The organism is Nocardioides pacificus (assembly GCF_054775955.1).
In genome coordinates this window covers 1597838-1614926 of sequence record NZ_BAAHCI010000005.1, presented here as the reverse complement: position 1 = coordinate 1614926, position 17089 = coordinate 1597838, and the positions used below count along the sequence as shown (strand labels likewise).

Below are 17089 nucleotides of genomic sequence, written 5' to 3'. Positions count from 1 at the left end.
CTGGTCACCACGATGGTCACCGGGTGCTCTCCGGCACCGCGTTACGGTGGACGCCATGGCCACCTTCGAGCTGACCGTCGAGAACTTCGAGTCGACCGTCCTGGACAACGACATCGTGTTCGTGGACTTCTGGGCTTCCTGGTGCGGGCCGTGCCGGCAGTTCGCGCCGACCTACGAGGCGGCGTCCGAGGCACACCCCGACATCAGGTTCGGCTCGGTCAACACCGAGGAGCAGCAGCAGCTCGCCAGCACCGCGCGGATCTCCTCGATCCCCACGCTGATGGCGTTCCGCGAGGGCATCCTCGTCTTCTCCCAGCCCGGCGCCCTTCCCCCGGCCGCCCTCGACCAGCTCATCGACGGTGTCCGCGGACTCGACATGGACGAGATCCGTCGTGAGCTCGCGGCGCAGACGGCAGCCGAGGCCGCCGGTCAGCCCGACGACCGCAAGCACGCCTGAGCATGGACACCTCTGACTGGGACGAGCGCTACACGGCGCGCGAGCTGGTCTGGTCCGCGGAGCCCAACGAGTTCGTGGCCCGCGAGTGCGCCGACCTCTCCCCTGGGTCCGCGGTGGACGTCGCGGCGGGCGAGGGGCGCAACGCCATCTGGCTGGCCACCCGCGGCTGGGACGTCACGGCCCTGGACTTCTCGGCGGTGGCGCTCGACAAGGGGCGCCGGCTCGCCGGGGAGGTCCCGGTCGCCCGGCCTGTCGAGTGGGTGCGGGCCGACGCGACCACCTGGGAGCCCGACCGGACCTACGACCTCGCGGTCCTGGCCTACCTGCAGCTGCCGGCGACCGAGCGCCGTGCGGCGGTGCGCAACGCGTTCGAGGCGCTGGCGCCCGGCGGCACGCTGCTGGTGGTCGCCCACGACACGACCAACCTCACCGAGGGCACGGGCGGGCCCCAGGACGAGCGCGTGCTGATGACGGCCGAGGACGTGCTCGGCGACCTGGAGGGACTCGACCTCGAGGTGGTGCGCGCGGAGCGCGTCGAGCGCGTGGTCACGGACGCGTCCGGCACGCACGAGCACCCGTCCGGCGGGCGAACGGCCTACGACTGCCTGGTGCGCGTCGTACGACGCTGAGCGCGTCCCGCCGTGCGACTCAGGCCCGCGGCCCGTCCTCGGACTCGGTCTGGGCGTCGGTCGGCGTCGGCTCGTCGCCGTACCGGCCGGCGTCCTTCGACGCCTGCGCGTTGCGCAGCCGCTTGGTCATCGAGAAGGCCAGGAAGACCACCGCGAGGCCGAGACCGATCCAGATCGCGAACGCCGTCCAGCCGGCCTTGACGTCCTTGGGCTCGGGACCCTCCTCGGCGAGGGTGGCGAGCAGGGTCAGGCTGTGCACGATCAGGACGTCCATGCCGCCCAGTGTCTCACCCGCACGGTCGCCTACTCGTCCAGGGTGATGCCCGCGAAGAGGTCGTCCTCCGGGGTCGGGGCCACGACGTGGCTCGACACCAGCTCGTAGTCCTCGGTCGGCCAGGCCGCCTGGTGCACCTCGAGCGGGACAGCGAACCACGGGCCGTCGGGGTCGATCTGCGTCGCGTGGGCGAGCAGCGCCTGGTCGCGCACCGCGAAGAACTCGCCGCACGGCACCCGGGTGGTGATCCGGGCGTCCCAGTCGGGCTCGGGCTTCCACTTCTCCAGCCGCTCGGCGTACGGCGAGGTGAGGTCGCGCGCGACCATCTCGTCGTGCAGCGCCTGGGTGCGCGGCCGGTTGAAGGTGTGGTGGTAGTAGAGCTTCAGCGGCTGCCACGGCTCCCCTGCGTCGGGGTAGCGCTCGGGGTCGCCGGCTGCGGCGAACGCCTCCACAGAGATCTTGTGGCACATCACGTGGTCGGGGTGGGGGTAGCCGCCGCGCTCGTCGTACGTCGTGAGGACGTGCGGTCGGAACTCCCGGATCAGCCGGACCAGCGGCTCGGCGGCCTCCTCGACAGGCACCGAGGCGAAGCAGCCCTCGGGCAGGGGCGGCAGCGGGTCGCCCTCGGGCCAGCCGGAGTCGACGAAGCCGAGCCAGTCCTGGCGCACGCCGAGGATCTCGCGGGCGGCGTCCATCTCCTGGCGCCGCACCTCGGAGATGTTGGCGAGCACCTCGGGGCGGTCCATCTTGGGGTTGAGGATCGAGCCGCGCTCCCCTCCGGTGCAGGTGGCGACGTGGACGTCGACGCCCTCGGCGACGTACTTCGCCGTCGACGCCGCACCCTTGCTGGACTCGTCGTCGGGGTGGGCGTGCACGTGCATCAGGCGCAGGCCAGCGCGGGGGCGGTTCGGCATGCGCCGATTCTAGGTGGGACCATGCAGAGGTGACCCAGCAGCGTGACCCGGCAGGTTCGGACCACTCCCAGGACGCCCTCCTCGCCGAGCGCTACGGCCGTCGGTCCTTCTCGCGCAAGACGGTCGTGCTGCTCGCCGTCCTCACACCGATCGCGGCGGCGATCGTGGTCATGGTCGCCTGGGCGGGGTTCGACCAGGCCAGCCCCGACGTGCAGTCCAGCCAGGTCACCTTCGAGGTCGTCGACGAGCACACGGCCCGCACCTCGGTGGAGGTCCAGCTCAAGGACGGCGTCGAGGCCGAGTGTCGGGTGCGCGCCCTGGCTGCAGACAAGACGGCGGTCGGCGACCTCGCCTTCACCCCGGTGGACGGGCGCAACGACGTGGAGATCCGCACCGAGCGTCGGGCCACCTCCGTGGAGCTCCTCGGCTGCACCACCGAGGACCAGAACCGGCCTCGCTGACCTTCCCCGCTGACTGGGACTCGGCGAGGACCCGACGTTTGCGGGGTTCCTTGCTAGTCTGGATCTTTCTCACTGTCCCGCAGGGCCGCCCAGGAGACTGGCTCGTGCAGCCGACGGAGCTCGCACGAAGTGCCCGCCCACGTTGCGCCGCACCCGCACGTCTCCCCGACGCGCCCGGCAGGACGGCAACCAGACGAGACAAACAGGTGCGACCTCGCACCTGTGAATCACGGCAGGAGTAACGATGACGCAGTCCACCGAACCGAAGACCGTCTGGCTGACCCAGGAGGCGTACGACAAGCTCCGGGCCGAGCTGGAGGACCTCAAGGGCCCCGTGCGCCAAGAGGTCATCGCCAAGATCTCGGCTGCCCGCGACGAGGGCGACCTCAAGGAGAACGGCGGCTACCACGCCGCTCGCGAGGAGCAGGGCAAGCTCGAGGGCCGGATCCTTCAGCTGGAGGACATGCTCCGCCGCGCCGAGGTCGGCGAGACGCCCCCCGACGACGGCGTCGTCGAGCCCGGCATGCTGGTCACGATCCGCTTCGAGGGCGACGACGAGACCGAGGAGTTCCTGCTCGGCGCGCGCGAGATCGACGAGGGCGACCTGGTCGTCTACTCCCCCCAGTCCCCCATGGGCACCGCCATCAACGGCGCGTCGAAGGGCGACAAGGTCGCCTACACCGCACCCAACGGCAAGGAGCTCCAGGTCGAGATCGTGGACGCGGTCCCCTACACCGGCTGAGTCCCTACATACGGCTGAGTCACTCCACGACGCGATAGCCGCACGCCCGCAGGCGCGAGAGCACCTGCTCGGCGTGCGGCTCGCCGCGGGTCTCCAGCTGGACACGGATCTCGACCTCGTCGAGGCGCAGCGACGGTGAGACCCGACCGTGCACCACCTCGAGCACGTTGGCACCCGCGTCGGCCAGCACGGCGAGCAGGCCCGCGAGGCCTCCGGGGTGATCGGGGATCTGGACCCCGAGCGTCAGGTAGCGCCCGGCTGCGGCCAGACCGTGCCGGATCACCTTGCCGAGCAGCAGCGGGTCGATGTTGCCCCCGGAGACGATGGCGACGGCCGGGGTCTCGTAGGCAGACGGGTTGTCGAGCAGCGCCGCCACCGCTGCTGCTCCGGCAGGCTCGACGAGCAGCTTGGCCCGCTCGAGCAGCGCCAGCAGCGCTCGGGAGAGCGACTCCTCGGAGACCGTGACGACGTCGTCGACGTAGCGTCGTACCGCCTCGAAGGGCACCTCGCCGGGGCAGCCGACGGCGATCCCGTCGGCCATCGTCAGCATGTCCCCGATCGGCACCGGGTGCCCGGCGGCCAGCGAGCCAGGGAACGCCGCAGCGCCCTCGGCCTGCACCGCCACGATGCGTACGTCGTGGTGCCCGGCGCGGGCGCGGGTCTCCTTGATGGCGGTCGCGACCCCGGCGGCCAGGCCACCGCCGCCGGTCGGCACCAGGACCGTGCGCACATCCGGCGCCTGCTCGAGGATCTCGAGCCCGCAGGTGCCCTGCCCGGCCACGATGTCCTGGTGGTCGAAGGGGTGGATCAGCACCGCGCCGGTCTCCTCGGCGTACTGCTTGGCGGCGACGAGCGCCTGGTCGATGTAGCGCCCGTGGAAGACCACGTCGGCGCCGTAGCCGCGCGTCGCCTTCTCCTTGGGGATCGGAGCACCCTCCGGCATGAAGACTCGGGCCCGGATGCCCAGCAGGGACGCGGCCAGCGCCACGCCCTGGGCGTGGTTGCCGGCGCTGGCGGCGACCACGCCGCGGGCACGCTCATCCTCGGAGAGCCCGGCGATGCGGACGTAGGCACCGCGGATCTTGAAGGACCCGGCCCGCTGGAGGTTCTCGCACTTGAGTCCGACCGGGCCGCCGACCAGCGTGGAGAGCCAGCGCGACTGGTCCAGAGGCGTCTCGATCGCCACGCCGCGCAGCAGCTCGCGGGCGGCCTCGATGTCGGCGAGCGCGACCCGCGGGGGGCCGGGGAGAGCGGGCTCAGTCATGGTCCTGGCCTTCCGTCGTCGCGGGGCTGTCGGAGCCGACCTTGTCGGCGAGCGGGTTGCCGTCGTCGTCGAACTGCTCAGGTCCGTCGGGTCTCAGATCCTCGCTGAGCTCCTCGACGGGGTCGTCTCCCGGATCGGTCTCGTCGGCGAGGTGCAGCACCACCGCGTTGACGGCCGCCACGAGCGGCACCGCGATCAGCGCCCCGGCGATGCCCGCGACGAGGATGCCCGCCGTGATGGCGAGGATGACGCCGAGCGGGTGCACCGACACGAAGCGACCCATCAGGAAGGGCTGCAGGATGTGGCCCTCGATCTGCTGCACGAGGATCACACCGCCCAGCATCAGCAGGGCCGTCACCGGCCCCTGGTCCACCAGGGCGACGAGGACGGCGACCGCGCCCGCGACGGTGGCGCCGACCATCGGGACGAAGGCGCCGATGAAGACGAGGACCCCGATCGCCAGCAGGAACGGCACCCCCAGGATGGCGGCCACGACCATGATGCCGATGGCGTCCACGAGCGCGACGATCACGGTGGCCCGGACGAACTGCGTCAGCGAGACCCACGCCACCCGGCCCGAGCTGTCGAGCCGCTCGCGGGCCGCGCGCGGGGCGAGCCGGACGACCCAGGCCCAGATCCGGCCGCCGTCGGCGAGGAAGAAGAAGGTGGAGAACAGCACGATGAAGAACGCCGCGAACACGTTGGTCAGGGCGGACCCCAGCTCCGTTACCGAGCTGACCGCACCACCGTCCTTGCTCCAGTTGGTGATGCCCCGCTGGGTCTGCTCGATGTAGCTGTTGATCTGGGAGTCGCTCGCGTGCAGCGGACCGTCCTTGAGCCAGACCCGGATCTTGCCGAGCCCCTGCACGACCTGGTCGGCCAGCTGGGACGAGCCGTCGGCGATCTGCTGGCCCACGAAGGTGAGCAGGGCCGTCAGCGCGGCGAGCCCGAGGACGATCACCAGCCCCGCGGCGAGCCCGCGGGGGATCCCGACGCGGTGCATCGCACGGACCGCAGGCGTGGCGAGAGCCGAGATCAGCAGTGCCACGGCCACCGGGACGGTGACCAGCGCGAATTTCGCCGAGAGCCAGAGGACGAGATAGCCGGCACCGGCGATCACCAGGAAGCGCCAGGCCCAGGCGGCCGCGAGGTCGAGGCCCCAGGGCACCTGGGCACGGGTGAAGTTGGAGCGCCCTGAGGTGATCACGGCGGGCTCCGTGCGGCGCTCCGCGCGGATCTGGGCCCACTGCTGGGAGAGCTGCTGGGTGAGCCGCTCGGCGAGGCTCTCCTCGTCCTCCCGATCGGGCCGCTCGGCCCCCGCGGGGAGGTCGAGCCGCCCGCGGCTGCGGGGCTTGATCATCGGCAGCAGGAGCCGGCGTCCCTCCCCCGGCCCACCGCTGTCGCGCGCCTCCCCTGCAGCAGGCACACCGGGCTCGCCGGAGGGGTTCCCTCCCACCTCGTCATTCACCGGGTCAGGCTACCCATCGTCCCCACCCGCGAGCCGCCGGACGAGCCGGTGGGCCGCCTCGGGATGTCGGGCCGCGAGCAGCCCGGCCGCGGCCAGGACATAGTCGGTGTCCACCACGACCCGAGGCGCCCGGGGCAGCTGCCAGCCGCCGGGGACGTCCGTGCCCGTGCTGGCGGCGAGCACCCGCCCTGCCACCCCCGGGCGACCGTGCCGCAGCACGCCACCCGATCCGATCAGCAACGCGACCTCGCGCAGGTCCTTGCCGGTCCGCTCGAGCACCCTGCCGTCGTCGCCGAGCCTGACCCGGGAGCGCCCTGCGTGGCGGCGCATCGCCAGCTGGACCGCGGCGCGCGCGATCGCCTCGTCGTCGTCGGCTCCTGCGCTGTCCGTCGGCACGAGGGACGGGTCGTCGCGCCGCGCGGCGGCCGCTCGGGCCAGGCCGTCGGGGACCTCCAGTCCCTCGGCCACGGCCGCCTCGAGCGTCGACACCGCCGACCAGCGCATGCCGAGGTCCCCCTCCACGGTCCGGGTCACGGGGGTGGTCGCGACCACCTCGCGCGACAGGCCCACGCCGCCGGGGGCGGTCTCGACCAGGCCGGTGTCCGGGTCGACCTCGACCACCGAGTGCACGTCGGTCGTGGCTCCGCCCACGTCGACCACCACGACGTCGCCGATGCCGTCGTGACCTGTGCCCTCGCCTGCCCCCTCACCTGTCACCTCGTCCCGCTGGAGGCCGCGGGCGAGCAGCTCCACACCGGTCAGCACCACGTCGGGCGTGGCGCCCTGGACCATGGCCACGAAGTCGGCGCGGGCGCTCAGGTGCTTGCCGCCGATGACGTGCGCGAGGAAGACCTCACGGACGGCGGCGCGCGCCGAGTCTGGCGCGAGGATCCCGATGCGAGGCACGACGTTGTCGGCCAGGACGTACGGCGTGCCCGCCGCGCCGAGGATCGCCGCCACGTCGTCGCGGGCCTCGACGTTGCCGGCGACCACCACCGGTCCCCGCCAGCCAGCGTCGACGAGCTGACGGGCGCAGGCCAGCAGGGGCTCGGCGTTGCCGCCGTCGGTGCCGCCGGTGAGCAGCACGACGTCGGGGCGGCTGCTCTCCACGCCGGCCGCGAGGTCGTCGCCGCGGCCGGCCGCCAGGACGGCGACGACCGTGCCGCCGCTGGACAGCGCCACGCGGCGCCCCGCCTCGGCGGTGACCAGCTCCTCGTTGCCGACGACGGCGATCCGCAGGCCGCCTCCGGCCGACGAGCAGGCGAGCACCTCGGCGTCACGCGCACGGGGGTCATGCTCGGCCAGCGACGCCAGGCACGCGTCGTACCCGTCGAGGACGTCGGTGTCGATCGTGGTCGGGTGCGAGGCGGCCGCGACGATGCGGGCCTGCGTCAGGTCGACCAGGGCTGCCTTGGTGAAGGTGGAGCCGAAGTCGACGCAGACGACGGCTCCCTCCCTCACCGGCTGCGGGTCAGCCGAGGGCACGGTCGAGGTCGGCGAGCAGGTCCTCGACGGTCTCGATGCCGACGCTGATCCGGACCAGGTCGGAGGGGACCTCGAGGTCGGTGCCGGCGACGCTGGCGTGGGTCATCCGGCCGGGGTGCTCGATGAGCGACTCGACGCCGCCGAGCGACTCCCCGAGAGTGAAGACCTCGGCGCGCTCGCACACGTCGAGCGCGTGCTGCTCGCCGCCGGTGACGCGGAAGGAGACCATGCCGCCGAAGCGCTTCATCTGCTTGGCCGCGACCGCGTGGCCGGGGTGCTCCTCGAGACCGGGGTAGATCACCTGCGCCACCTTGGGGTGGGCGGTGAGGAACTCGACGATCCGCTCGGCGTTGTCGCAGTGCCGGTCCATCCGGACCCCGAGCGTCTTCAGGCCGCGCAGCACCAGCCAGGAGTCGAACGGGCCGGCGACGGCGCCCATGGAGTTCTGGTGGAAGGCGACCTTCTCGGCGACGTCGAGGTCCTTCACGACGAGTGCCCCGCCGACCACGTCGGAGTGACCGCCGCAGTACTTCGTGGTGGAGTGCACCACCACGTCGGCACCCAGCGTCAGCGGCTGCTGGAGGTAGGGCGAGGCAAAGGTGTTGTCGACGACCAGCAGGGCGCCGGCGTCATGGGCGACGGCCGCGAGGGCCTCGATGTCGCCGATGTTGAGCAGCGGGTTGGTGGGCGTCTCGACCCAGACGAGCTTGGTCTCGCCCGGGCGGATCGCGGCGCGCACCGCGTCGACGTCGGAGACCGGCGCCGCGTCGTACCCGAGACCCCAGACCTTCTCGACCTTGTCGAAGAGCCGGTAGGTGCCGCCGTAGGCGTCGTCGGGGATCACGACGTGGTCGCCCGGTCGGCACAGCGCCCGGATCAGGGTGTCCTCGGCGGCGAGGCCGGAGGCGAACGCGAAGCCGCGCTCCCCCTCCTCCAGCGCCGCGATGTTGCCCTCGAGCGCGGTGCGCGTGGGGTTGCCCGAGCGGCTGTACTCGTAGCCGCCGCGCATGCCGCCCACACCGTCCTGCTTGTAGGTGCTGGTCGCGTAGATGGGCGGGATGACCGCCCCCGTCATCGGGTCGGGCTCATAGCCGGCGTGGATCGCACGCGTCTCGAAGCCGGACTTGGACTGGTGCTCCTGCTCGCTCATCTGGCCGACTGTAGTGCTGTCCGGGGACAGGCACGATCTCGGGAACGATTGCGGGCCGTCCGCTGTTGACCCCGATGACCGCCGCCGACGACGGCCCGCCTCCGGGCGGCCCCGAGCCCCTGGGAGTTCACGTGTTCCTGAACCGCAACAAGTCCACGCTGCCGACCGCAGACGAGGCACTGCCCGGCCGCCCCGAGCGCTGGTTCCCGTTGGCCGAGCGGCACCTGGTCCTCGACGCTCCGCTGGTCACCGACGAGGTCCCCGACGGCCTCGAGGTCGCGCTCTTCGGCCTCGGCTGCTTCTGGGGCGCGGAGGAGATCTTCTGGCAGATCCCGGGCGTGTGGTCCACCTCCGCCGGCTATGCGGGCGGCATCACCCCCAACCCGTCGTACGAGGAGGTCTGCTCGGGCCGCACCGGCCACACCGAGGCCGTCCGCGTCGTCTACGACCCCACGAAGGTCTCGTACGCCGCGCTGGTGCGCGCCTTCTTCGAGGTCCACGACCCGACCCAGGGCATGCGCCAGGGCAACGACCTCGGCACGCAGTACCGCTCCGCGATCTACTACACCTCCGACGAGCAGCGCCAGGTCGCCGAGGAGATGATCCGCGCCTACCAGCCCGCGCTCACCGACCGCGGCTACGGCGAGATCACCACCGAGGTCGCCCCGACGCCTGCCTACTACTACGCCGAGGACATGCACCAGCAGTACCTCGTCAAGGTCCCCAACGGCTACCGCTGCCACTCCGCCACCGGCGTGCCGTTCCCCGAGACCGTCTGAGCCTCGGGGCTGCGCAGCCCCGTTCGGTGGTCGAGCAGGTTGCGCAGCCCCACCCGCTGGTCGAGCAGGTTGCGCAGCCCCGCTCGTTGGTCGAGCAGGTTGCGCAGCCCCACCCGCTGGTCGAGCAGGTTGCGCAGCAACCGACGTCGAGACCCACCCGCGAAAAAAGTTCTCCACAGATGGCGCGTCGCCCCGCTTCTGGGCGGGGTCACTGTCGGCGGTCCCTGATCCAATAGATCCATGACCCAGACAGCCGCCCCCGACACCGCCGCCGCGGTGCTGGAGGCTGCCCGGATCACCCGTGTCGGAGCTGATGCGGCAGAGGCTCGACAGCTTCGGTTGGCCGTGGACTGGGCGGCGATGCACTCGGTCGACTCCCTCACCGACGCCGCAATGGCCCACGACGGGTACGGCGACCACGGCCTCCCCATCGCCGGGCCCGGTGCACCTTTGGTCGCGGAGTTCGCGATCACCGAGTTCGCCCTCGCCGTCGGACTCTCCACCGACGCCGGCAACCGCTACATCGGCCAAGCCGTCGAGCTCAGGTATCGCCTCCCGAAGGTGTGGAAGCGGGTCTGTGCCGGTGACCTGGTGGCGTGGAAGGCCCGCCGCATCGCCGACGCCACGATGAGCCTCGTGCCCGCTGGTGCGGCGTTCGTGGACCGTCACGTCGCGCCGGTCGCGCACAAGATCGGCATCGCGGCCCTGGACCGGCTGATCGAGGAGGCCCGGGTCCGGTTCCAGCCCGAGGACGCCGAACAGCGCCGCCGCGCCGCGGCCGACGGGCGCTGCTTCGATGTGGACACCGACCAGGTCTCCTACGAGGGCACCATGCAGATCCGAGGCGAGCTCGACATCGCGGACGCGATGGACCTCGACGCCGCCGTGGCAGCGGGTGCGGAGGCCCAGCGTGCCCTGGGCTCGGAGGAGCCCCTCGATGTCCGCCGGGCGAAGGCGGTCGCGGACCTCGCCCGTCAGCAGCTGGCGTTCGACCTCAACACCACCAGCGATGACCCCGGCACCCCCGACGATGTCGCCGCACCCGCTCAGCGCGGTGGATCCGACTCACCCCCTCCTTCCGATCAACCGCGCTCATCCTCTACGGCCCCTGACGGCCCGGCCCCCGCTCGTGGCGCGGGACGTCGTCCGCGTCAGGTCGTGCTCTACGTCCACCTCTCCCACGACGCCCTGCGCGCCCGGAGCCTCGACAACAGCGTCGGCGCTGATCGCGACGGGGTCCGGGACGGGATCCACCTCGCCCGGGTGGAGAACACCCGCTCCTTCGTCTCGGTCGATCAGGTCCGCGACTGGTGCGCCAACCCTGACACCCAGGTCGTGGTGAAGCCGGTCATCGATCTGGAGGACCACGTCCACGTCAACGCCTACGAGGTCCCCGACCGACTGGTCGAGCGCATCGGGTTGATCAACCACAGCTGCGTGTTCCCGTGGTGCACCCGACCAGCCCGCAAGCTCAAGCCTGATGGGCACCGGGCGGACTGTGACCACGTCCGGGAACACGCGGCCGGCGGAGATACGTGTTCGTGCAATCTGGCTCCGTTGTGTCGGCGGCATCACCGTCACAAGACGCATTCGCCGTGGTCCTACACCGTCATCGATCCCGGGACGTTCCTGTGGACGAGTCCGCAGGGGTATCAGTACCTGCGTGATCACACTGGGACGCTCGACGTGACCCGCGACCGGTCGCGCGCCGTACCACCACCCGACCAGTAGCTGTACCGCCCCGGACCCCGTCGTAGGCAGCACCGGGCGGGGGTTTCGGCGCGTCTACGGGTGGTCTCGACGTCGGTTGCTGCGCAACCTGCTCGACCAGCGAGGGGGCTGCGCAACCTGCTCGACCAACGAGGGGGCGGGCGGGGTCCGGCGCATTAGAGTGCCCTCCATGATCACCTCGGGCATGGTCAACGTCTTCACCGGCGACATGGAGGCCGCCATCGTGTTCTACCGCGACCGGCTCGGGCTCGCCGAGACGTTCAGGACGCCCGCGTCCGGGACACCTGAGCACATCGAGTTCGCGGCCGGTGGCTTCACGCTCGGGCTGGGCACCGTCGAGGCAGCCAGGCGGGTGCACGGGATCGACAGCACCCCGGGCACCCCTGCGATGGCGCTCGTGCTGTGGAACGACGACGTGGATGCGACGTACGCCGACCTGGTGGCGGCGGGCGCCCCGGCCGTCAAGGAGCCGCACGATGCCGGCAACGACAACCGCAACGCGGTCGTGCGCGACCCCGACGGGAACCTCGTCGAGCTCGTCTCCAAGACGGCAGGCCCCTCGCGCGCCCGCCCCGACATGTGGGTGGACCCGGAGGACGATCCCCGTGAGGGCGGACCATCGCGGGGCGACGAGCGCACCACGCTCCTGGAATACCTGCGCACCCAGCGGTTGACGCTGGAGATGAAGTGCTCGGGGCTCAACGCCGCCCAGCTGGCGCGGCGCTCGGTCCCGCCGTCCACGATGTCGTTGCTCGGGCTGGTGCGCCACCTCGCGGACGTCGAGCTGTCGTGGTCCCGTCGCCGGCTGGCCGGCCAGGAGGTCGACTTCCACTTTCGGCAGCCCGACAACCGCGACGCAGCGTTCGACGGCGACGTCGCCGACCCGGTGGCGGTCGAGGAGGCCTGGGCGGCCTGGCGCGCGGAGTGCGCGTTCACCGACCAGTTCGTCCACGACACCGCCGACCTCTCGAGCACAGGGTCGAGCGAGGACGGGCCGATCTCCGTGCGCGAGGTGCTGGTCCACCTGATCGAGGAGTACGCGCGCCACAACGGGCACGCCGACCTGCTCCGCGAGCGCATCGACGGCCGCACCGGCGAGTAGGCCGCTACGGTCGTCCCATGCCCGACACCAACCACCAGGACGACACCACCCCAGCCGCTCGCGGATTGCAGCGCTGGCACGAGGTCTTCACCTCGCGCGACTCCTCCCTGCTCCCCGCGATGATCGCCGAGGACGCGATCTTCCGCTCCCCCGCCGTGCACCGGCCCCAGGAGGGCCGCGACCTCGTCGCGGCGTACCTCTCCGCTGCCATGGTCGTGCTCGACAACGGGGTGGGCGACGGGTTCCGGTACGACGACGAGTGGGTGCGCGAGAGCGACGCCATCCTGGAGTTCTCCACCACCGTCGAGGGACTCGAGGTGCATGGCATCGACCGGATCACCTGGAACGCCGACGGGCTGATCCAGGAGTTCACGGTGATGATCCGTCCCCTCAAGGCGCTCCACGCGGTCGTCGCCAAGATGGGCGAGGAGCTGCAGCGGGTCCACGGCTGAGCTTCCTGGCCCGCCCTTGGGCTCGTTACCAGGGCCACCAGGACGGCTTGGGCGGCCAGGGGTCGCGCTCCGGTTCCGGCTCCGGTGTGGGGTCCGGATCGCTCGTGGGCGCGGAGGTCGGCTCGGACGTCGGCGAGGCGCCTCCGGACGGAGAAGGAGCCGGAGACGAGTCGGGCTCCGGCTCGGTGGTCACCAGGGGCGACGGCTCGCTCGTCGAAGGATCGGAGCCCGGGCGCGGATCCGTCTCCTCAGGCCCGGGCGCGCCGTTCAGCGGCTGTTCGCCCGGCCCTCGCCGCGACGGCGAGCCCTGCGAGGACGACGCACCGGACGCGGGCGAGGGCTTCGCCGAGTGCCGTCGCAGATGGGTCCCTCCCAGGACCTCCGGGGCTCCGGACCGGGCGGCATTGACCGGGCGGGCGCCCGTCAGCTCGGCGATCTGCCCGTCGTCGGTGGCCACGAGCCGACCGGGGGCAGGCTCCACGAGCACGGCGCCCACCCCGACGGTCACCACGGTCACACCCGCGGCCACCGCGAGGAGCGGCCACGAGGCAGCCCTCGTGGCGAGGTCCTGCCGGGGATCGGGAAGGGAAGGCACCTGCCCACCCTTCCCTGACTAGACCGGCTCTGAACATGAGCCGGCTCACATGGTGGGACTCAGTCGCCGACCCAGAAGCCGCGGCCCCCGAACATGTCGCCGAACCTGCCCCCACTCGTGCCCCCGCCTCCGCCGGCGCCGCCTCGCCGGGACCCGAGGTAGCTGCCCACCACCGCGGCCCCCAGATCGTCGAGCTCCGGCGCGACCACCCGGCCGTCGACCCGACGCGCCATCTGGTCGATGAAGCGCGCCAGACCAGGGTCGTCCCCCAGCCGGAAGAACGTCGTCTGCGCACCCAGCCGTCCGGCCGCGTCGAGCTCCTTGACGCTGTAGGCCACGGTCAGCGGGTGCGGGGGGTAGGAGAACCACACCTCCCCGTCCGGCTCGAGGTGGGCGGTCGGCTCACCGTCGGTCAAGATCAGCAGCACCGGCTGGGCGTTGGGATGCTTGCGGAAGTGCCGGTTGGCCAGCAGCAGCGCGTGGTGGAGGTTGGTCCCCTTGGCCCACATCGCGTCGAGCGCGGTGAGCTCCTCGATGTCCATCACCTCCGCGTGCCGGCCGAAGCCGATCAGCTGGAGGTGGTCGCCGCGGAAACGACTGCGGATCAGCGTGTGCAGCGCGAGCGCGGTCCGCTTCATCGGCACCCATCGTCCGTCCATCGCCATCGAGAACGACGTGTCGACCAGCAGCGCGACCGCCGCCTGGGTGCGCGCCTCGGTCTCCATCACCTCGACGTCGCCGATCTCCAGCCGCACCGGACGCCGCCCGGACGTGGTGGGGAGGACACCTCCCTCCCCCGCCGTACGCGTCACCGCGTTGAGCACCGACCGGGTGACGTCCCACGGCTCGGTGTCGCCGAACTCCCACTCCCGCGTCGCGCCGCTGCGCTCCCCCGCCGCGCCGGCGCGCCGCAGGTCGCGGTTGCCCTGCCGTCCGGAGATCCGTTGCGCGACGTCGCGCAGCAGCGCCTTCCCGAGCTGACGCATCGCCTTGGGCGAGAGCCGCAGCTGCCCGTCGGTGCCGCGCTTCATGTAGCCGGAGTCGCGCAGCGCCTTCTCCAGCTCCGACAGCGTGCGCGCGTCGACGGCCGCCTCGTCGCCCAGCTGGCGCGCCAGCTTGTCGAGGTCGACGTCGTCCATCCGCGCGCCGGCATAGGACTGGGCGAGCTGCTCGGCGAGGTCGTCAAGGTCCGCGAGGTCCTGCAGGGCGCCCGTGCCGTCCCCCAGGCCGAGCCCCTGCTCCCCGTCGAACTGCTCCGAGCCCGACCAGTCCTCGCCGGGTCGCAGCGTCTGCAGGTTGGCGTCGAGCGCGGAGAGCTGGTCCATCAGCTCAGGAGAGCCGAAGGCCTGGGCGGCGAGGGCGTCGAGCTCGTCGCGCTGCTCCTGCGTCATCGAGTTGCGCATTCGCTGGGCCGCCGCGGCCCGCGCCGCCAGGGCGTCGAGCAGCTCCTCGATGTCGCGCGGCTGCTCGGGGAAGAAGTCCCCGTGCTTGTCCATGAACTGCTCGAAGGCCTGCGCGGTGTCCTCGCCGCGAGCGTGCTTCGCGAGGAGCTCGTTGAGGTCCGCGAGCATCTCGGCGATCGCCGCGCGATCCTCCTCGGTCGCTCCCTCCAGCGCCTGCTTCATGCCGGCGAAGCGCTGGTCGAGCATCTCGCGGCCGAGCAGGTCCTTGATCTTCTCGAAGTCCTGGCGGGCCTGGGGGCTGCGCCACTGGTAGTCGCCCAGCTCGTTGACCGCCGCCGCCGTCGAGGGGGGCAGGTTGCCCATCCGCATCTCGGCGAACCGGGCGTCGTCGTCGAGGTCGCGCGCCAGCTGCTTGCGCTCCTCGAGCACGGCGCGGTCCAGCAGCTCGCGCACCTCCTGCAGGGTGCCGTCGAGGTTGTGCTTGGCGAGCAGCTCCTTGCGCTTCTCGGCGACCCGGCGGGTCAGGTCGTCGAGGCCGCGCTGGTTGTCGCTGCCGCGGCGCAGGTACTCCCGCATGGCGCGCTCGGGCGAGTAGCCGGCCATCACGTCCTCGCCGATCGCGTCGAGCGCGTCGGCGAGGTCCACCGGCGGTGCCAGCGGGTCGGGCCCGCCGTCGTACCGCGCGTAGCGGGCCCGGTGCTTGTCGGCCCGGTTCTTGTCGGCCGGGTGCTTCCCTGGACCGGCCATCAGCCGTACGTCGTCTCGCCGGTCTCGCTGGACTCCTTGCCGACCTTGCGGGCCAGGAAGAGCCCTTCCAGCGCGAGCTCGATGGCGCTGGCGCGCTCGCCGTCGTCACTTGCCTCGAGCCGGTCGGTCACCTGGTCGTAGAGGTCGGACTCGCCCAGCACCGGCAGCCCGGCGAGGAAGTCGCGGGCGCTCACCTGCTCGCCCGTGGTCACCGAGGCACCCTCCTCGATCGCGTCGACGAGCAGCGCGAAGTCGATGCCGCGCAGGTGGTGGCGCACGGTCTCGGCGGTCGAGAGACGCAGCAGGTGCTCGAGGACCTGCTGCTCGCGGCCCTCCTCACCGGTCTCGAACTCGACCTTGCCGCCGAGCACGTCGACGGCCGTCTCCAGGTCGACGACGCGGGCGACGGCCACCTCCTCGCCCTGGACGGTCGCGCGGTGCAGCGCCGAGGCGGCGATGGTCTCGGCGCCGGCGATGGCGAAGCGCGCGGAGACGCCCGAGCGCTGGTCGACCGCGGACGACTCGCGCAGCGAGCGGGTGAAGCGGGCGAGGATCTCGATCAGGTGGTCCGGCACCTTCGCCACCATCCGGGACTCCTGCCGGATGACCGCGACCTCGTCGACCAGCTCGGTCGGGTAGTGGGTCCGGATCTCCGCACCGAAGCGGTCCTTGAGCGGCGTGATGATCCGTCCGCGGTTGGTGTAGTCCTCGGGGTTGGCGCTCGCGACGACGAGCACGTCGAGGTCCAGGCGCAGCACGTAGCCGCGGATCTGGATGTCGCGCTCCTCCATCACGTTGAGCATCGCGACCTGGATCCGTTCGGCCAGGTCTGGGAGCTCGTTGATCGCCACGATGCCGCGGTGGCTGCGCGGGATCAGGCCGAAGTGGATCGTCTCGGGGTCGCCCAGGGAGCGGCCCTCGGCCACCTTCATCGGGTCGACGTCGCCGATAAGGTCGGCCACCGAGGTGTCCGGCGTCGCGAGCTTCTCGGCGTACCGCTCGCTGCGGTGGCGCCAGGCGACGGGCAGGTCCTCGCCGAGCTCGGCCACGCGCCGCCGCGACGCCGGGGTGACGGGGTCGTAGGGGTGCTCGCCGAGCTCGGAGCCGGCGATCATCGGCGTCCACTCGTCGAGCAGGGTCACCAGCGTGCGCAGCAGCCGGGTCTTGCCCTGCCCGCGCTCGCCGAGCAGCACGATGTCGTGGCCGGCGATCAGCGCCCGCTCGATCTGCGGGATCACCGTCGACTCGAAGCCGTGCAGGCCGGGCCAGGGGTCGCGGCCCTCGGCGAGGGCGGCGAGGAGGTTGGCGCGGATCTCGGCGCGCAGGCTGCGGAGCTCGTGCCCGGAGGCGCGCAGCTCCCCCAGAGTGGAGATGGTGGGGGTGGGGATCGCGGTGGTCGAGGCAGCGGAGGAGGGTCCGTGGGTCACGCCCTCAAC

General features: G+C 72.0%; 18 protein-coding genes. 8 read left to right on the top strand and 10 right to left on the bottom strand.

Features of this window, described 5'->3' with window-relative positions; all coding sequences use genetic code 11:
• The first annotated feature begins 55 nt into the window (after nt 1-55).
• Both ACYU7L_RS10365 and ACYU7L_RS10360 read left to right on the top strand, forming a co-directional pair.
• A complete protein-coding gene (locus ACYU7L_RS10365; protein WP_460795881.1) occupies nt 56-457 on the top strand; it encodes a thioredoxin family protein in 402 nt (133 codons plus the stop codon).
• A 2-nt stretch (nt 458-459) separates the two neighbouring features.
• Nucleotides 460-1086, top strand: a complete 627-nt coding sequence (locus ACYU7L_RS10360; protein WP_460795880.1) for a class I SAM-dependent methyltransferase — start codon at nt 460-462, stop codon at nt 1084-1086.
• Nucleotides 1087-1105: 19 nt separating this feature from the next.
• Here the strand turns inward: ACYU7L_RS10360 and ACYU7L_RS10355 are convergent, their stop codons facing one another.
• Complete coding sequence (locus tag ACYU7L_RS10355; RefSeq protein ID WP_460795879.1) at nt 1106-1360, bottom strand: hypothetical protein; 255 nt, start codon at nt 1358-1360, stop codon at nt 1106-1108.
• 29 nt (nt 1361-1389) lie between these two features.
• Nucleotides 1390-2274, bottom strand: a complete 885-nt coding sequence (gene mca / locus ACYU7L_RS10350) for a mycothiol conjugate amidase Mca (RefSeq protein WP_460795878.1) — start codon at nt 2272-2274, stop codon at nt 1390-1392.
• A gap of 29 nt (nt 2275-2303) precedes the next feature.
• On the opposite strand from mca, the gene ACYU7L_RS10345 reads away from it, so the two are divergent.
• Both ACYU7L_RS10345 and greA read left to right on the top strand, forming a co-directional pair.
• On the top strand, nt 2304-2735 hold the full coding sequence (locus ACYU7L_RS10345; RefSeq protein WP_460795875.1) for a DUF4307 domain-containing protein: 432 nt from the start codon (nt 2304-2306) through the stop codon (nt 2733-2735).
• Between the two features lie 244 nt (nt 2736-2979).
• Nucleotides 2980-3477, top strand: coding sequence for a transcription elongation factor GreA (gene greA, locus ACYU7L_RS10340; RefSeq protein ID WP_460795872.1), 498 nt, complete (start codon nt 2980-2982; stop codon nt 3475-3477).
• 19 nt (nt 3478-3496) lie between these two features.
• Here the strand turns inward: greA and ilvA are convergent, their stop codons facing one another.
• The 4 genes from ilvA to ACYU7L_RS10320 are packed head-to-tail and all read right to left on the bottom strand — an operon-like array spanning nt 3497 to nt 8844.
• Nucleotides 3497-4741 (bottom strand): threonine ammonia-lyase, encoded by a 1245-nt coding sequence (gene ilvA / locus ACYU7L_RS10335; protein ID WP_460795870.1) that lies wholly within the window; start codon nt 4739-4741, stop codon nt 3497-3499.
• Nucleotides 4734-6209, bottom strand: a complete 1476-nt coding sequence (locus ACYU7L_RS10330) for an AI-2E family transporter (protein ID WP_460795867.1) — start codon at nt 6207-6209, stop codon at nt 4734-4736. The genes ilvA and ACYU7L_RS10330 overlap by 8 nt, the downstream gene beginning before the upstream one ends.
• A gap of 9 nt (nt 6210-6218) precedes the next feature.
• Nucleotides 6219-7670, bottom strand: a complete 1452-nt coding sequence (locus tag ACYU7L_RS10325; protein WP_460795864.1) for a glutamate mutase L — start codon at nt 7668-7670, stop codon at nt 6219-6221.
• 10 nt (nt 7671-7680) lie between these two features.
• Nucleotides 7681-8844, bottom strand: a complete 1164-nt coding sequence (locus tag ACYU7L_RS10320; protein WP_460795862.1) for a cystathionine gamma-synthase — start codon at nt 8842-8844, stop codon at nt 7681-7683.
• A gap of 74 nt (nt 8845-8918) precedes the next feature.
• Here ACYU7L_RS10320 and msrA point away from each other — a divergent pair, with 74 nt between their 5' ends.
• Nucleotides 8919-9623: a peptide-methionine (S)-S-oxide reductase MsrA gene (msrA, locus tag ACYU7L_RS10315; RefSeq protein WP_460796648.1), complete on the top strand. Its 705-nt coding sequence runs from the start codon at nt 8919-8921 to the stop codon at nt 9621-9623.
• On the opposite strand, the gene ACYU7L_RS10310 is transcribed toward msrA, so the two are convergent.
• Complete coding sequence (locus ACYU7L_RS10310) at nt 9575-9763, bottom strand: hypothetical protein (RefSeq protein WP_460795859.1); 189 nt, start codon at nt 9761-9763, stop codon at nt 9575-9577. The two genes, msrA and ACYU7L_RS10310, sit on opposite strands and share 49 nt — an antisense overlap.
• A 100-nt stretch (nt 9764-9863) precedes the next feature.
• Here ACYU7L_RS10310 and ACYU7L_RS10305 point away from each other — a divergent pair, with 100 nt between their 5' ends.
• The 3 genes from ACYU7L_RS10305 to ACYU7L_RS10295 all read left to right on the top strand — a co-directional run bounded on the left by ACYU7L_RS10305 (nt 9864) and on the right by ACYU7L_RS10295 (nt 12908).
• Nucleotides 9864-11354 (top strand): HNH endonuclease signature motif containing protein, encoded by a 1491-nt coding sequence (locus ACYU7L_RS10305; RefSeq protein WP_460795857.1) that lies wholly within the window; start codon nt 9864-9866, stop codon nt 11352-11354.
• A 169-nt stretch (nt 11355-11523) separates the two neighbouring features.
• The gene (locus ACYU7L_RS10300) at nt 11524-12456 is read left to right on the top strand and encodes a mycothiol transferase (RefSeq protein ID WP_460795854.1); all 933 of its coding nucleotides are present in this window, start codon (nt 11524-11526) and stop codon (nt 12454-12456) included.
• 17 nt (nt 12457-12473) lie between these two features.
• The gene (locus ACYU7L_RS10295) at nt 12474-12908 is read left to right on the top strand and encodes a nuclear transport factor 2 family protein (protein WP_460795852.1); all 435 of its coding nucleotides are present in this window, start codon (nt 12474-12476) and stop codon (nt 12906-12908) included.
• A 25-nt stretch (nt 12909-12933) separates the two neighbouring features.
• Here ACYU7L_RS10295 and ACYU7L_RS10290 read toward each other — a convergent pair whose 3' ends face one another.
• The 3 genes from ACYU7L_RS10290 to ACYU7L_RS10280 are packed head-to-tail and all read right to left on the bottom strand — an operon-like array spanning nt 12934 to nt 17080.
• Nucleotides 12934-13503, bottom strand: coding sequence for a hypothetical protein (locus ACYU7L_RS10290; protein WP_460795849.1), 570 nt, complete (start codon nt 13501-13503; stop codon nt 12934-12936).
• A gap of 59 nt (nt 13504-13562) precedes the next feature.
• Nucleotides 13563-15653 carry a vWA domain-containing protein gene (locus tag ACYU7L_RS10285; RefSeq protein ID WP_460795847.1) on the bottom strand — a complete coding sequence of 697 codons (2091 nt, stop codon included), beginning with the start codon at nt 15651-15653 and terminating at the stop codon, nt 13563-13565.
• The gene (locus ACYU7L_RS10280; protein ID WP_460795844.1) at nt 15653-17080 is read right to left on the bottom strand and encodes a MoxR family ATPase; all 1428 of its coding nucleotides are present in this window, start codon (nt 17078-17080) and stop codon (nt 15653-15655) included. Before ACYU7L_RS10280 ends, ACYU7L_RS10285 begins: the two co-directional genes overlap by 1 nt.
• Nucleotides 17081-17089: the final 9 nt, after the last annotated feature.

What these genes read in the sequence shown, in the direction of transcription:
- ACYU7L_RS10365 (WP_460795881.1), top strand. Translation starts at nt 56, where the DNA reads ATGGCCACCTTCGAGCTGACCGTCGAGAACTTCGAGTCGACCGTCCTG.
- msrA (WP_460796648.1), top strand. Translation starts at nt 8,919, where the DNA reads ATGACCGCCGCCGACGACGGCCCGCCTCCGGGCGGCCCCGAGCCCCTG.
- ACYU7L_RS10360 (WP_460795880.1), top strand. Translation starts at nt 460, where the DNA reads ATGGACACCTCTGACTGGGACGAGCGCTACACGGCGCGCGAGCTGGTC.
- greA (WP_460795872.1), top strand. Translation starts at nt 2,980, where the DNA reads ATGACGCAGTCCACCGAACCGAAGACCGTCTGGCTGACCCAGGAGGCG.
- ilvA (WP_460795870.1), bottom strand. Translation starts at nt 4,741, where the DNA reads ATGACTGAGCCCGCTCTCCCCGGCCCCCCGCGGGTCGCGCTCGCCGAC.
- ACYU7L_RS10355 (WP_460795879.1), bottom strand. Translation starts at nt 1,360, where the DNA reads ATGGACGTCCTGATCGTGCACAGCCTGACCCTGCTCGCCACCCTCGCC.
- ACYU7L_RS10300 (WP_460795854.1), top strand. Translation starts at nt 11,524, where the DNA reads ATGATCACCTCGGGCATGGTCAACGTCTTCACCGGCGACATGGAGGCC.
- ACYU7L_RS10305 (WP_460795857.1), top strand. Translation starts at nt 9,864, where the DNA reads ATGACCCAGACAGCCGCCCCCGACACCGCCGCCGCGGTGCTGGAGGCT.
- ACYU7L_RS10320 (WP_460795862.1), bottom strand. Translation starts at nt 8,844, where the DNA reads ATGAGCGAGCAGGAGCACCAGTCCAAGTCCGGCTTCGAGACGCGTGCG.
- ACYU7L_RS10295 (WP_460795852.1), top strand. Translation starts at nt 12,474, where the DNA reads ATGCCCGACACCAACCACCAGGACGACACCACCCCAGCCGCTCGCGGA.
- ACYU7L_RS10285 (WP_460795847.1), bottom strand. Translation starts at nt 15,653, where the DNA reads ATGGCCGGTCCAGGGAAGCACCCGGCCGACAAGAACCGGGCCGACAAG.
- mca (WP_460795878.1), bottom strand. Translation starts at nt 2,274, where the DNA reads ATGCCGAACCGCCCCCGCGCTGGCCTGCGCCTGATGCACGTGCACGCC.